This is a genomic window from Lysinibacillus sp. FSL K6-1151 (assembly GCF_038630755.1).
Classification (GTDB): domain Bacteria; phylum Bacillota; class Bacilli; order Bacillales_A; family Planococcaceae; genus Lysinibacillus; species Lysinibacillus fusiformis_D.
This window is the reverse complement of the sequence record NZ_CP152040.1, coordinates 1,706,912-1,722,199: the sequence shown is the minus strand read 5'-3', so window position 1 is coordinate 1,722,199 and position 15,288 is coordinate 1,706,912. Positions and strand designations below refer to the sequence as shown.

Annotated in this window: 15 protein-coding genes and 1 pseudogene; 4 read left to right on the top strand and 12 right to left on the bottom strand. The window is 37.4% G+C overall.

What is annotated here, in order from left to right:
• Positions 1–19 precede the first annotated feature (19 nt).
• From MHI04_RS08125 to MHI04_RS08105, 5 genes and pseudogenes are all read right to left on the bottom strand, one after another.
• A pseudogene (locus MHI04_RS08125) lies at positions 20–318 on the bottom strand (IS5/IS1182 family transposase); the annotation flags it as partial.
• A gap of 178 nt (positions 319–496) precedes the next feature.
• Complete coding sequence (locus MHI04_RS08120) at positions 497–2,557, bottom strand: HAMP domain-containing sensor histidine kinase (RefSeq protein ID WP_342535506.1); 2,061 nt, start codon at positions 2,555–2,557, stop codon at positions 497–499.
• Entirely contained in the window at positions 2,535–3,230 is a 696-nt protein-coding gene (locus tag MHI04_RS08115) for a response regulator transcription factor (protein ID WP_036118196.1), read from the bottom strand. Before MHI04_RS08115 ends, MHI04_RS08120 begins: the two co-directional genes overlap by 23 nt.
• Before the next feature lie 530 nt (positions 3,231–3,760).
• The gene (locus MHI04_RS08110) at positions 3,761–4,957 is read right to left on the bottom strand and encodes an MFS transporter (protein WP_089932579.1); all 1,197 of its coding nucleotides are present in this window, start codon (positions 4,955–4,957) and stop codon (positions 3,761–3,763) included.
• Positions 4,957–5,355, bottom strand: coding sequence for a MarR family transcriptional regulator (locus tag MHI04_RS08105; protein ID WP_036118202.1), 399 nt, complete (start codon positions 5,353–5,355; stop codon positions 4,957–4,959). The genes MHI04_RS08110 and MHI04_RS08105 overlap by 1 nt, the downstream gene beginning before the upstream one ends.
• A 168-nt stretch (positions 5,356–5,523) precedes the next feature.
• On the opposite strand from MHI04_RS08105, the gene MHI04_RS08100 reads away from it, so the two are divergent.
• On the top strand, positions 5,524–6,078 hold the full coding sequence (locus tag MHI04_RS08100; protein WP_036118205.1) for a DJ-1/PfpI family protein: 555 nt from the start codon (positions 5,524–5,526) through the stop codon (positions 6,076–6,078).
• Between the two features lie 34 nt (positions 6,079–6,112).
• Here the strand turns inward: MHI04_RS08100 and MHI04_RS08095 are convergent, their stop codons facing one another.
• From MHI04_RS08095 to MHI04_RS08085, 3 genes are all read right to left on the bottom strand, one after another.
• Complete coding sequence (locus tag MHI04_RS08095) at positions 6,113–6,439, bottom strand: DUF3889 domain-containing protein (RefSeq protein WP_036118210.1); 327 nt, start codon at positions 6,437–6,439, stop codon at positions 6,113–6,115.
• A gap of 83 nt (positions 6,440–6,522) precedes the next feature.
• Positions 6,523–6,654 (bottom strand): hypothetical protein, encoded by a 132-nt coding sequence (locus MHI04_RS08090; RefSeq protein ID WP_255358822.1) that lies wholly within the window; start codon positions 6,652–6,654, stop codon positions 6,523–6,525.
• A 14-nt stretch (positions 6,655–6,668) separates the two neighbouring features.
• Entirely contained in the window at positions 6,669–6,893 is a 225-nt protein-coding gene (locus tag MHI04_RS08085; protein WP_004269369.1) for a hypothetical protein, read from the bottom strand.
• A 621-nt stretch (positions 6,894–7,514) separates the two neighbouring features.
• Here MHI04_RS08085 and MHI04_RS08080 point away from each other — a divergent pair.
• The gene (locus tag MHI04_RS08080; protein ID WP_036118218.1) at positions 7,515–8,156 is read left to right on the top strand and encodes a DUF3885 domain-containing protein; all 642 of its coding nucleotides are present in this window, start codon (positions 7,515–7,517) and stop codon (positions 8,154–8,156) included.
• A gap of 68 nt (positions 8,157–8,224) precedes the next feature.
• Here MHI04_RS08080 and coaW read toward each other — a convergent pair whose 3' ends face one another.
• The gene (gene coaW / locus MHI04_RS08075; protein ID WP_036118221.1) at positions 8,225–9,061 is read right to left on the bottom strand and encodes a type II pantothenate kinase; all 837 of its coding nucleotides are present in this window, start codon (positions 9,059–9,061) and stop codon (positions 8,225–8,227) included.
• Between the two features lie 415 nt (positions 9,062–9,476).
• On the bottom strand, positions 9,477–10,211 hold the full coding sequence (locus MHI04_RS08070) for an SDR family oxidoreductase (RefSeq protein ID WP_036118224.1): 735 nt from the start codon (positions 10,209–10,211) through the stop codon (positions 9,477–9,479).
• A gap of 229 nt (positions 10,212–10,440) precedes the next feature.
• Between MHI04_RS08070 and MHI04_RS08065 the strand changes: the two genes are divergently transcribed.
• Positions 10,441–11,262, top strand: coding sequence for a squalene/phytoene synthase family protein (locus MHI04_RS08065; RefSeq protein ID WP_089932545.1), 822 nt, complete (start codon positions 10,441–10,443; stop codon positions 11,260–11,262).
• Between the two features lie 42 nt (positions 11,263–11,304).
• On the opposite strand, the gene MHI04_RS08060 is transcribed toward MHI04_RS08065, so the two are convergent.
• Complete coding sequence (locus MHI04_RS08060) at positions 11,305–11,793, bottom strand: metal-dependent hydrolase (RefSeq protein WP_101966840.1); 489 nt, start codon at positions 11,791–11,793, stop codon at positions 11,305–11,307.
• Between the two features lie 294 nt (positions 11,794–12,087).
• On the opposite strand from MHI04_RS08060, the gene MHI04_RS08055 reads away from it, so the two are divergent.
• Entirely contained in the window at positions 12,088–13,188 is a 1,101-nt protein-coding gene (locus MHI04_RS08055) for a ferric reductase-like transmembrane domain-containing protein (protein ID WP_340810835.1), read from the top strand.
• A gap of 37 nt (positions 13,189–13,225) precedes the next feature.
• Here MHI04_RS08055 and MHI04_RS08050 read toward each other — a convergent pair whose 3' ends face one another.
• A complete protein-coding gene (locus MHI04_RS08050) occupies positions 13,226–15,256 on the bottom strand; it encodes a methyl-accepting chemotaxis protein (protein WP_340810833.1) in 2,031 nt (676 codons plus the stop codon).
• Between the last annotated feature and the right edge of the window lie 32 nt (positions 15,257–15,288).

Genomic DNA, 15,288 nt, shown 5'->3' with positions numbered 1-15,288 from the left:
ATTCGGTTTCAAGGAGGTGTTTCGTTCGTTCATCCTTCACGTAATAGCCACTTTCAGAATCTGTCGTGCTTTCCTTTATTTCTTTCTATTCTTCCTTTTCAAACTTCTCTGGGGGAAAGGGCTTTTTTCCGTGTTCTTCACGATCCATATTTAACTCTAATTGAAGCTTCTCTTCATAAGCCTGTGTTTCTTTTCGCACAACCTTTTTATCATACTTCCGTTTATTCGCACTCGCTTTCACATGCGTAGAATCCATAAATAGATGGTCTGCAGGAGGAGTCTCTGATGCATAATCTCTTTTAATATACGATAGAAAATGGACTGAGCGGATGTTTTCTGTACGAAAGCGAAGCGACAGTAACGAAGCGAGGGAAGCAGCTCGACCCCGCCCGTAGTGGAAATCAACGGCTTTACTTTATTTCATTGTAAAAGAAAAAAGACTGTAAGCAAACTCAAAATTCGTTGAGTTTGTCTACAGTCATAAAGGAATAGGACATTATTCATTTGGAAATTTCGGTAGATAAATCATGACCTTAAATAAATCGCCATCTACTTGAACTAAGAACTTGCCGTTCTGGATGTGAATAAGGCTTTCAGCAATCGATAACCCTAATCCGCTACCTTGACTTGATCTCGATTCATCTCCTCGTTTAAAACGTTCCATTAGCTCATCGACTGTGATATTTAATTCGTATGCTGAAATATTTTTAAATGTCACAAGTATTTCATTCCCTAAATCTTCAACACTAATATATACCCTTGATGTAGGCTGTGCGTATTTAAAAATATTCGAGAATAAGTTTTCGATGGAACGCCATAGAAGTTTACCATCAGCCTTCACATACACCTTTTCTGTTGGATGGGCTAACTTAAAATCTAATGACGAGGCTTCAATTTTTTCATCCATTTCTCCGATTCCTTGTGTTAGTAATGATACGATATCAATCCGCTCTAACTGGACAGGTATACTACCACTTGATGCTTTAGCCGCTTCAAATAAATCATCCGTTAAGTGCTGGAGTCTTTTCGACTTTTGATCTAACACGTCTACATATTCAGCAATCATTTCAGGATCGTTTTCTAATTTTAATAAATCGACATACGTAATAATTGATGTTAAAGGCGTTCTGATATCATGCGAAACATTCGTAATAAGCTCTGTTTTTAAACGCTCACTCTTGATTTCACTATCCACTGCCTTTTTTAACCCATCTGTAATACGATTAATATTTTCTGCAAGTTGACTAAACTCCCCTTTTCCATCGACTTCAATTCGATGATGAAGATCCCCATTCTTAATTTGCTCTACGCCCTCTTTAATGCGATTAAATGACTTCACCTTTCGCATCGCCAACCAGGCAGCTACACCTATCGTAATGGGAAATATAAAAAATGTTGCCGCTACAACTAATGGATAGCCAATGACTAGTAGCACAATTTTCACGCCTGTACTACCACTGTCAAAAACATGTTTCACCCAAATAAATAGCTTTTTGAAAACTTGATAGAGCAGTGTATGCTGAAATAACGATCTATTTTTAATATGCTTTACGAGCGATAAAATCAATAGTAAGGCAATGATAAAAATAGGCACGGTGAAGAACATGTACATATCATGGAACACTTCAACAATCATGGTGATCCACATCGCTGTTAAGCAACCAACTAGCACAATATTGAAATCATTATAGAGTTTATCTATGACATGGAAATGAATTTCTTTATCTTTAAATGACCTTCTTCCAATAACTATGATTAAATAAACAAAAGATAAAATAAACCCTGCTAAAAATACCATGAATTCATTCAGAAAACTTTGGGCATTCTCTTTATCTTTTTCCCATTCCGCCATTTTTTGTTGTAAGAAAGAATCTTTAAACGCCACATACATAACATCTGTCTGTGGGTTCAACGTGTCAACTTCGTGTGTAATGTAACCCAAGTATTGACTTTCTTTCATTTCATTTGGATAAAGCTTTTGTTGGTAATCCTCAAATAGCATATATGCATCAAAGGATTTAAATTGCTCTTTCTTCTTGAGATCACTATTGGAAAATTCATGTTCACCGTCACTCGCATAAAACACAATTCCTTCATAAGCTTCTAACGTACTACGTAACTGATAAAAATTTCTTACCTGTTCATTTATGCTTTCATCTTTTGTTCTAGCAATGTCATTTGCATATTTTTCTTGATAGATATGCTTATTTTCCTCTTCACTCAAATTCGAATTATATCTGTAAGAATTACGAAAATCATAATATAATTCCTCTTCGATTCTTCTATTATCCTCTTCTGTTAGTGTTTTACCACTTAAAATATATTCTTCACTTTTATATTTCCCGATTAATTGCGCTAAAGGAGCCATAATGCTGTAACTTTCATCAGCGAATGCTCGGCTTTCAAAATAATTATCTTGATTTAAACTACTAAGATGAATTCCATTAAATTCCATGTTGATCATTACCCTCGCTATACCAATTAAACAAGCGATGGCAATTAGAAACACAACTATTTTCGTTATAAGTGCATGACTAATACTTCTCAACTTTCTCAACCTTATACCCAACTCCCCATACAACTTTTAAATACTTTGGCTCTTTTGGATTAATTTCAATTTTTTCTCGAATCTTTCGAATATGAACCGAAACCGTATTTTCAGGATTAATAGCCCTGACATTCCATACCTTTTCATAAATCTCTTCAATCGTGAACACCCTACCAGCATTGGCTGTCAGAAGCTTTAAGATTTTATATTGCACTGGTGTTAAATGAACCTCTTGTTTATCAACAGTAATGACTTTTTGTTCATCATCAATCACAAGCCCGCCCGTTTGAAATACAGAACTGCTCATCTCGAGGCTCCCAAATGTCGTATACCTTCTTAGCTGTGATTTCACTCTAGCCACAAGTTCTAATGGATTAAACGGCTTAGCCATATAATCATCTGCTCCAATATTTAATCCGAGTATTTTGTCATAATCCTCCGATTTAGCAGAAAGCATTATTAACGGAATCATATTATCTTGCCTAATCTTCATCGTCGCCGTAATCCCATCCATTTTTGGCATCATAATATCCATAATAATAAGATGAATAACGTGATCCCGAATAAGATCGATTGCCTCTATACCATTGTAAGCTTTGAATACATGATAGCCCTCATTTTCTAAATAAATGCTAATCGCCCTAACAATTTCTTTATCATCATCACAAATCAAAATGTTCAACTACATTCACTCCTCCACCGCTTTAGGTTCATGTCATCACCCCTATAGGATTCGTATAAGGATATAATACTAATTAAATCTTAACAAACTCCGACATCAATTCTTAAGATTTTCTTAGTGTTTTTCTCTATGCATTCTTTATGCTAAATACAAAAGCTTGAAATGAAAAATTTAGTTAAGCTGCAGGCTTTAATGTTGGACTAGGATAAAGAAATAAGAATATAAAAATGGAGAGCATGCTTGGGTGGCTCTCCTTTAATCGTCTATTATATAATTTTTATCATGAATCCAATACCAGTACTGCGTTTTAAGAAATCGATTAGAATTTCCGACAATTGTCAACATTATTAAAGATAAGTAAACAAAAAGTAGTTTTCGTTAGATTTAAAAAGGACAAAAGTAATACTCATTTTGAAAAAGAGCTCATTAAAACTTTTTATAAATCGTATCTTTCTTATAAATGAACAAAATTTATTTTGATGAGGCTGGGACAATTATAAAAACAGTTGGGCACAACCCCAACTGTTTGACTATATATGCACTACTTTTTTCGGTTTCATCTTTGCAAGGCGTAATAGATAAATAATAAAGACAACCCCCAGTAAGCCTGCCCCCGATAAATAGACAGAAGCATAGCCTGCCTGTACAGCTACCATTCCTAAAATATACGAACCTAGTGCGATACCCAGGTCAAACATCGTAAAATAGGTTGCTGTTGCATAGCCGCTTCGTTGAATGGCAGTGGATTGAACTGCTAATGCTTGCAAGCTAGTCGTTACAGCTCCATAGCCAAAGCCTATAAAAATAGCAGCACTTAAAAATAACATTGGTCCTTCAACAAATGCTAGCATGACTAGACCGATGGCAAAGGAAATAATGCCAGGAATAATGACAAATTGCGGTCCCTTCGTATCGTAAAGTTTTCCTGTATATGGACGTGTAATGAGCATTGCCGCTGCAAATACTGCATAAAAGAGACTAGCTACAGCCATTAAATCCTTTTGCTGTGCATAGACCGATAAAAAGGATAGCACACTGGCATACGAAAAAGCGACGAGGCTGGCAATTGCTGCAACAGGAAGCGCCTTACGCTCAAATAAATCATTCAATTTAAAAGTTAGTTTTCCTTCATGCACTGGCTTCGGTAAATCATCTGTATTGACCGTTAATGCTAAAATTCCTCCTGCTAGAATACATATACTCATGACTATGAATAAGACATTAAAGGTACTATATTGAATTAATAATAAGCCGATAAATGGTCCAATGACGACAGCTAGATTCGTAGACATCGTAAAGTAGCCTAGCCCTGCCCCTTTTCGTTTAGCAGGAACGATATCAGCCGCTAAAGATCCTGCAGCTGTTGTGATAATACTAAAGAAAATCCCTTGAATAAAGCGAAGACCAAGTAAAAGTCCAAACGGATGAATAAATAAATATAAAACGGTACAGATAAAATAGCCCACTATAGATAGGACTAACAGTTTTTTCTTGCCAAAAACATCTAATAACTTACCTGAAAACGGGCGTACAATAATAGCTGACAATAAAAAGCCTGACAATAATAGGCCCGCTTCCTTATCTGTCTGATGTAGTTCACCAATCGCATAGAGTGGTAAAGTCGTTACAAGTCCATAAAAAACAAAAAATACAGAGATATTCGTTAAAAAGAGGCTAATGAAACGCTTCGTCCATATTTGTGTATTTTCTTCTTGCTGCATGTCCATCAACCTTTCATTTTTTCCAATAACTTCAGAAATTGCTGCTGCTCCTCAACAGTTAAAGAGCCCACCATTTCTTCCTCAAATGCTAATATGGTTACGGTGATCGCTGGTAAGCGCTCCTCCCCTAGAGCGGAAAGAGTCACAATTTTTTCTCGCTTATCCTCTCCATCTAATCGTTGGACCCAGCCCAATGTTTCTAGTCGTGTAATAGCTCTTGTAATACTGGGCGCTTCCACATTTAAATATTTCCAAATTTGTGTTAAGGTCATTGGCCCGTTTTTATGTAAGCAATATAAAATGGCCCATTGGGAGCTATATAAATGATGTTGCTTTAATACTTCATTTAAGCAGTTCGTTAAATACCGACTTTTTTGGAATAAAGCATGAAATATTGGATTCATATTGTTTACCTCCTGCGAATTTATTTACCTAGTTAAATAAATACTATACGCTTCATTTTTTCCTTTGTAAAGCAAGGAATTTGGAAAGGTAGCCCTACTGTAAGCAGGAAATTTTTTGCAAGTGTCGAATAAAACTTAGTAGATTTACAATGTAAAGGAGATGGAAGCATGGGGAAAAAGGTTTTAATACTCGCAGGAGATGCAGTAGAGGCTTTAGAGATTTTTTATCCTTATTATCGTTGTCTTGAAGCAGGGTATGATGTCACAATTGCAGCACCATCCGCTAAGAAATTACAAACCGTATTACACGACTTTGTAGAGGGTGTCGATACATATATCGAGCGTCCTGCTTATGGATTAGAGGCCCACGCTGCTTTTGCTGCTATTGATCCAACACAATTCGATGGGCTCATTATTCCTGGTGGACGTGCACCTGAATACATTCGTTTGAATGAGCATGTCCCAGCACTAGTAAGCCACTTCTTTGAAACGAATAAACCAATTGCAGCCGTTTGTCATGCAGCGCAAATTTTCGCGACCATTCCTGAAGTGCTAAAAGGGCGTGAGCTAACAGCCTATATTGCCTGCAAGCCTGAGGTGCAGGTGGCAGGAGCAACTTACATTGATGCCAACCTTCACACAGATGGTAATTTAATAAGTGGGCATGCATGGCCTGATTTACCAGGCTTAATGCGTGCATTTATTCAAAAGCTAGAGGGTTAAAGAACAAGGATGCCTAAAATAGGGCATCCTTGTTTTATGAAGTACTTTCTTGAAATTCAATTTTTTCTACTTCCTGCGTTGTCGTTTGGTAGCTGATTCTGACATGAACACCAAATTCCTTGTCAGGCTGCTTGAGCCAAAGCTTAAATTTCTCAATGGTTGATGCCCCCTGTACTTCCTTGCCCTCATGCAAATAATCCACAATTTTAGCCGTAGGATATTTCGCCTTTACCTCTTTGATAGCCAGCTGTCCCCATTTTGCATAAGCTGGTGTTTCTTGTTGTGCATTGGCAACCACTGGTATTTGTATAAACATAGCTAGAGAAACAAAAAGAAGCCCAAGTAAATAAAATTTTCTCACTTGAATCACTCCCTTTTTGACTGTATAAAGCAGCACAAACAGTAAAAAATAAGAGCTCCAAAAGACTTTGGAGCAGCTTGTGTTTATTGCTTTGGCTGTTGGGGATTATTATGAATGACCTGATTAAATTCTGCTGAATATTCCTCACGATCATTCTTTTTGTGTGTATCTTCCTTCTTTTTCTTTTTAAAGCTTGTCTTATTCTTTTTTGCCATGATTTGTACCTCCACTATTTTGTTTTATTCGACTGTTGGTTTTTATCATGATTCGTTTTATTGTTTTTATTTTTAGCCTTTGCATCAAATTCTGCCGCGAACTCTTCATTCAAGTTATCATTTGGGTTGTTATTATTGCTATTACTTCGATCGAGGTCTTTGCTTTTGTAAGTGCCAAAAGGATTATGTGTTCTCATATTCATGGTTTTACTGTTGTTTCGATTATTACGCTTTCCCACGTAGCTTCACCTCCTACTACCTAATTTGTTCAGTTCGAGATGTTTTCATGTAGGTAAGTTTCTTCGCTATTTGTAAAAAAAATGAACATGATCAATTTGATGTTAAATATATATCGAATAATCGGAATATTATGTATAATACAGGAGAACAAAAGGAGAAGTAAGGTTTAAAACTACAACAGGAATGAGTTATGACGAATGGTATATAATACCAATTAATTCTTCGACACCAATTGATTATCTTAAAAATCCCAATGGTGAGATTTCTCATGGTTATGTATTTACAAGCGTTTGGATTAAATGATGGTGTTCTTAATGGATTATGTAAAAATCGTTAGTAGCATGGAAGCTGTTAATAGTAGCTTACGGAGGCGTTATCAATACTTTCCTAGCTCAATTTTTAAATGGTAGAATAGGTTCAGGTAAAACAAAATTGATAAATGCTTATATTAGTAATATTGGATTTGTAGATGCTAACTGGCAAATTGATCATCTACCCCAATGCAGTAACGAAAGGGAAATATAATTTCTAAATTAATGGGTAGAGTCATTTTCTTCTTTGACTATTATTCTGGCGGTTTGTTAAAGGTAAAATTTTAAAAATAAAGTTGAGGTGCAAATATGCTTTTAAATGACTATATGAATGAAAATTTTCCTTCCTTACTTCTTAGACCACCTTTGTTTTATAACTGGGAAATTGGCATACGGTTCGAACTAGGGGTAGAGCGAGCTAGAGATTGCGATTATGAAGATCGTCTTTATATACAGGAGGTTTATAAAAGGGCTGTCACGCTGTTTGAAGCACTACATTTACAAGACGAGGAAATTTTTATGGTAGTAGATGTCAATGATTTTGGAGGTAGAAAAACCTATCAGCACAAAGCGAGAATTTTTTCTCCATATATCTATGATAAATCAGTCTTATATAAATTGAAGCATACAGAAATGTCTTCTATTTTCCCCGAAGATGATGAGGACGGAAAATATAAAACACATAGGTTTACACTTGCATGTAAAACATCTGATTTGAAGTACATTCCATTATTAAAAGCAGTATGTAATCAAGATTTAGGAATCCAACCAAGTATTTTTCATAGGATATATTTTTTAAATATCAAAAAGAAAACCATTTTTCACGTTTACGATGATAGAGGCTGTGATTTACTTGCTACCTCACCTGAATCTATACGAGACATTTATTATACATACAATGACTGGATATTAGATTATGATAAAGACAAAATAGATAAAGTGTTTAAATAACTTCTTATTGTAGTTGAATAACAAAGGACATAACTAGTTGTCATACAATATGTTATGTCCTTAAATCGTTAGACAATTGTATATTCTGTAATATTAAGTAATGCTCCGACAGCACCAGAAAAGCCATGGTCATTAATAAAGACAGGTGTATGCTTTTTCGTGCGTGTATAATTTGCAATCACTCGGGTAAGATGATCATTATTGCTTAATGTGGAGCCAATATAAACGATATGCTGTGCATTTTTTTCCTCCGCATATTGAATGCTGAGTGTTGTAATGACTTCGCCTACTAGTCCTTGAACGGTCGCAATAATATCCTCAGCAGGATGCTTTATCGACTTTGTAATGCCTACTTTCCCAAAATTACTAGCCGTTAAATGACCGTCAATCGGTGTATCCATGCCTTGATAAATATCCTTGACCAATAAATCGATTCCTTCACGATTGCCATTGGCAGCCATTTCACGGATTTCATTGTAATCTGTAATGCCCGTTGTAAGCGCTGACAAACCAATTAGTGTCCCACCACCAACGCCTGTCCCACCAACGCGAATATGTGTATTACCTTCCATATAATGAATGGACGTACCTGTCCCAATATTGGTAATCATACTGCGCTCAAAAAAGTAGCCTTCTTTATTAAGCAAAAATCGGACACCCTTTAATGTAGCTTCAAATTCTACTATATAATGAATCGATTTCATTGTTTTAATGACATCAAGTAATTGCTCTGTACGTCCCCCCGTAACACCAATATCCTCAATATCTGGATGATCAATAATCCATTTTGTGACAGATTGCAAATCATTCGACGGAAAGGTTGTTAACACAAGTTCATTGTCTTGATCTAAATAAGCAACCTTTGTCAATGTGCCGCCTGCATCAATACCTATAGCCTTTGGCATACAATTCTCCTTTGTTTTTATTACGTAATTTTCTCATACTATGATGACGGTTTACGCTATGATTCAGGCAATTCATCAAATTCATGCCCTCTTTGGTATCCAGGATTTTGCAAGGAGTTATGTATGCCAAAATCCTGACTCCTGATTTTGTTCGTACAAAAGCTAAACGCTCAGTACAGTCCCCCAAATCGTGTAATGACATTTTGCCCTTTCTAAACTTTAACGCTGTTGAAATGATTGTGCAATAACTTCGTACACTTTCTTGAAAAAATCACGAAAAATATCAAAATTTATCTAATCAATAGCTGTTTTTTGACGAATTTCTAAAGCTTTATCATCATTCTACTAAAAAAACAAAAAAAGTGAAAATGCACTGCTTGAACAGGCATTTCCACTTTTCAATTACTATATTTAACTAGCGTGCTGAATAGCCACCATCAATGACAAGCTCGGCACCCGTAATGTAAGAAGCCTCGTCTGATGCTAAAAATAAAATAGCATTTGCTACTTCCTCTGGTTGACCAAGACGCCCCATTGGTGTAGCTCTTACTAACATATCCATTGCCTCTTTTGCTTCTGATAATTTGGCTGTCATTGGTGTTTCGATGACACCAGGGAATACCGTGTTCACACGGACATTGAAAGCACCAAGCTCTGAAGCTGCTGCACGAGCAATCGCACGTAAAGAACCTTTAGAGGCTGTATAGGCATTAAAGCCTGCCCCAATAATCGCTGTGTAAGACGATGTATTAACAATGGAGCCTTTGCCTGCTTCTTTCATATAGTGCGCAGCATGTTTAATGCCAAGAAATGGTCCAAATGCATTGATATTATGCATAATTGACCAGTCTGCCTGTGTAATTTGATCGGGTCCTTTTTCTGATGAAATACCCGCATTGTTAATTAAAATATCAATGCGACCATATTTTTCAACAATTGCTTTTGTTACATCTGCCCAGTTTTCGTCAGAGGAAACATCTAATTTCATTCCCTCTACATTTTCTAGCTCAGAAATTTTTGCTAAGTTTTCTTCATTAATATCAGCTGCAATTACTGTAGCACCTTCTTGTGCAAACAGTTTAGCCATCGCTGCACCCATACCAGAAGCGCCGCCTGTAATCATAGCAATTTTATTATTTAAACGTCCCATTTCATTAAACTTCCTCTCATTTGAAATTGATGTAGCTATACTAGTATAAATCCACTCTTATTGACCACCATAAAAGTATAGATTTAAATAGTTTATTATTAAACTATATCATTTGTAGTAATCGTTTTCAAAGAATATCTCTCTAAATATGAACAATCTGTTTTATCTTTCCCTTTTTTTACGATACGATATACTATAGATATGGAACCATTTGAACGGAGGAATACAAGTGAACGAACAAAAAAGACTTTACAAAGAAGCGATGCAGGTTTTAAAAGATACAAGCCGCACGTTTTATATACCTATTACTTTTTTAAAAAATGATTTAAAGATATCGGTGGCTGCTGCCTATTTAGCCATGCGTGCCATTGATGAAATTGAAGATCATGAACAGCTTTCGAATGATGTGAAATTTAATTTATTGTCCGCAACAAGTGAATTATTAAAGGACACATTTAATAAAGAAGCTTATCAAGCATTATTAGCACCTTATGCCGATCAACTGCCAGAAGTATCCCTTCGATTAGCAGATTGGCTAACATTTTGTCCTGAGGAATCGCGAAAAATTGTTCAGGCTTCCACAAGCGAAATGGCTTTTGGTATGGCCAAATGGGCAAAGGCCAATTGGCAGGTGCATACACGCGAGGATTTGGATGATTATACATACTACGTGGCAGGGCTTGTAGGGACGATGCTGTCTGAGCTTTGGGCGTGGGGTGCCAACGTTCAAACTGATCGTGAGCTAGCAATAGGCTATGGTCGTGGACTCCAGGCTGTCAACATCTTACGTAATCAGCATGAGGATTTAGATGAACGTGGTGTCAACTTCGTGCCTGATGGCTGGACACGCGAAGATTTGTTTGTCTATGCTGAAGAAAATTTAGCCAAAGCAGACCTCTATATGAAAGATATTAATAAACGTACCATTCTGCTGTTTTGCCGCCTACCACTTGCCTTAGCCCACAAAACGTTGAAGGCGATGCAAGAAGGTCGAGAAAAAATGACGCGCGCCGAAGTAGAGCAAACTGTGGAAGAGGTACAAGCTGACTAACATCAAAAGCCCCAGTAAACCAATACTGGGGCTCTTCTTAATTTATATCGAATCTATAAATTTGACAATCAATTCATAGCTCAAATAGATGGACAGCATCGAAAGCAACATAAGTACGATCCCTTCCACCTTGCTACCCGTTTTCGTTGTAAGTGGAAAACGAATGGATACAGTCGCTGGGAAAAATAGTTTAACGCCCTTTTTTGTACACATATCAAGCAGGATATGACTAGCCATCCCTATAATAATCCCAATGGAAATTGCTTTGTAAGGAACTAAAGTATGTAACGCCACCATAACGAACAATAGGAAAAGCAAACTATGTGTAAAGGAACGATGTCCAAACACTGTATTAACCAGCTTCGCTAGGATGGGAAATGTTCGACCGATTTTACTACCTCTATGACATATATCTGGAAGTAATGCACCGATAACACCTGCCCCTACTAAGACAAGTGGGTTATCATTTGAAAACTGTGCAAAGGCGAGACTTGCTGTGATGCCCCCAACAATATGGGTGTTCCCTTGCATAAATTACTTCCACTCCTTCTCTCTCTATTTTTTCCTTCTTACTGTACCATAATTCCGCCCGAAAGGGAACGTACATTCCGAACATACGCTCGAAAATATTTTTCAACTCATTATTTGTATAGCGATATAGAATATGGATAAAAATAGGGATGGAGGTTATATATGAGAGCTTATAAAGGACTACTTTTTATCTTTTGCATAATGGGCACTAGTGCTTTTCTTTGGTATGTCGCTACACCTATGGAGCCCATCCATCCATTGAACATACTAAGCCATCTCATTGGAGGCTTAGCCATGACTAGTTTATTTCTTGTGTTCTTATTGGCTACCAGAATGAAACTGTTAGAGCGTTGGTTTTCTAGTCTTGAGCATGTTTATTTTTATCATAAATTACTCGCAATCCTTTCACTTGGATTCATCCTCTTGCATGGTCAGTTGCAAAAAATGATTACTGATGAGGCAGTCATACAAGAAACCTCACTAAAAGACTTCGCTAAAGACCTTGGTGAGCTTGCCCAATATGGCTTTATTGCCCTGATTGTCCTAGCGTTCATTGCAAAGTTTTTAAAGTATGAGCATTGGCGCTGGCTACATCGTTTACTACTTGTACCTTATACTTTCGGTATTTATCATGCTTATTTTTCTAGCCAATATGATTTATTACAACCTTCTCCTTTAGGCATTTTCACAGCACTGACAACAACGATTGGTTTTATGTCTGCTCTGTATATGTTGACAATGTATCAAGATATGTTCTTTCCATATACAGGTCATGTTTCAGCCATTCAAAGGCTGAACGCCCATGTGATTGAAGTTGAGCTGACACTCATAAAAAAACTCGACTATCGACCAGGACAATTTCTCTTTTTAAAAATTTTTCAAGAGGGTATCGAAAAAGCGCCACACCCCTTCTCTATTACTGGTGGTAATGGCGAACAAATCACGGTAACAATCAAAGCCATTGGAGATTATACGAAACAGCTCTACAACGATCTTCAATTCAATACACCAGTTGCCATAGCTGGGCCATATGGTCATTTTGACTTTGATCGAGTGGCCAATCAGCAAATTTGGATTGCTGGTGGCATGGGCATTACACCTTTTCTTGCCTATTTACAAACAAAGCCTGATAAGAAAATTGACTTGTATTATTCCTTCCATGGTCAAGACAATGCCATCTACAAAGATTTTCTACAGAGCTATGCTCGAATGAACGATCATTTCACTGTCACCTTTATTAATACAGCTCATGAAGAAAAGCTATCCTTCCATCAGCTGTCACTATCTGCTGAAACAAGTGTTTTTATTTGTGGACCCCCAAAAATGATTAAACAATTCAAATCGGCTCTGCCTACAAAAAGCGTGGAGTGGGAAGCTTTTTCATTTAGATCCTAAAAAGGCGTACATCTTCCTATCGATGTACGCCCTACTATTAGACAGTAAATTCAGCTGTTTCTTCCTGCAAATTTTGAGCAAGCTGTGCTAACTGCTCAGAGGCTACAGCCATTTCATTCATGGTGGAGGCTTGTTCCTCAGTGATGGCCGAAACATTTAATGTATAATCATTTGTTGCCATCGCCTGTTGGTTAATCATCTGCACTTGTGCTGTCACTTCCTGCAAGTTTTTAAAAGCATCTGCTGTTGTATTACTCGTTTCTCGTATCGTCATCTGGAGCCCTTCAATGGCACTAGCAATCGTATCAAAGGTAGTACCTGCTTGCTGGACAGAACCAATACCTTGGTGAGCAATTTTTCGACTTTGCTCCATCATGTCCACCGCCTCATTCATTTGGTCCTGAATCGTCAGCACGACCTTCGCAATGTCTAAAGAGGCTCTACTTGTCTGTTCAGCAAGTGCTTTAACCTCACCAGCTACAACGGCAAAACCTTTTCCTGCCTCGCCTGCTCGTGCCGCCTCTATAGCCGCATTGAGAGATAATAAATTGGTTTGGTCAGTAATAGCAGAAATAAGCTGACTCATTTGCTCAATTTGAGCGGATTGCACCTTCAGGCTACTCACCAGATTAGCACTGCTGTCTACCTGTGCATGAAGCTGGACAATGTCATCCACAAAAGCCCGTATTTTTTGCGAGCCCCCTGTAGCTAGATGAGAGGTTGTTACCGACTGTTGCACTGCCTCTTGTAAATCGTCCATGGCAGTCTTCATGTCATCACCTAATTGTGTTGTGACACCTGTTAATTGACTACTCACCTGCTGCTGTGAACTCGTATTTTCAGCCACATTTTGCATAGAAACAGCTACTTCCGTGACGGTTTTATTGACCTCTTGTACACTGGCTGTTAATTCTTCGGCAGTGGAGGCAACTGTCTCCGTTTCAGCAACAATGCGCTGTATCATAGACCCTAACCCTTCCACAGACTCATTATAGTACTGTGCCATTTCACCAAATTCATCCTTTGTATGAATGGCCATTTGTTTCGTTAAATCACCCGTAGCAAGGTAGCCTAAATATGTATTCATCGTTTTCACTTCCGTACGTATATAGCGAGCAAGGAAATAAATAATGATGGTGATCAGGGCAATAAGCACCACACTAATCACGATTTGCTGCTGAAGCATCGCCTGTACCTCACTGTAAAGCTCATCTGTAGGAACAAGTAAAACCAATTTCCACGGCATGTTCTGAATTTGCTGATATTGTAGCGTAAAGTCATTCCCATCAATCGTTGTCTGTATTAGCTTTTTCTGCTCAGCTAGCTGCTCAACAGGAATATTTAAAAATTGCTGAATCGTCTCTTTATTTACTTTATCTACATCAGGATGCGTTAAAAAATTCCCACTATCATCTATTAAAAAGGCATAGCCACTCTGTCGAATTTGCACATCAGAGACAATGGATTGGATAGAATCTAACACATAATCCCCTGTAATAACCCCCACTGGCTTAGAATCTTTCACAATTTGTGTGCCAAATGAAATAAACATTTCTCCTAAAGCCTCATCAAAATAAGGTGTTGTATGGACAATGCTATTCGAGTGGATGCTGTTGCGGTACCATTCCTGCTCATGAAAATGATAGGCAGGATCTTCATACGTATCCGTAGAGACAATTTTTTCTCCTTCTTTATAGGCATACGGGCCAAAAATTTCCCCCTTTGCCACATCCTCCTCTAGCCATAACCCCATACCATAAGTTTCCTTATTGTATGGCAATAGCTGCTGTACATAGCGAATAAATTGCTCTCTCGTCATCATACTGTCAGCTGATTCTATCGTTGTCTTTGCACTATAAATCAACTGAATATGCGCATGTAATTTGCTCTCAACAGAGCCCGTTACATCATCTGCCAGTAAAGACATTTCATTTTCAATAGAGCTTTCAAGTTCATGTGATGCACTCAAATAATTAAGGAAGGACATACCACCTAGAAAAACAATAATAATAGGAATAAGTATCCCTATTTTTGCCATAAGCTTTAAATTTCCCAATAGTTTTTTCATCTGTCTGTCACTCCATACCTGTTATTTTTGCT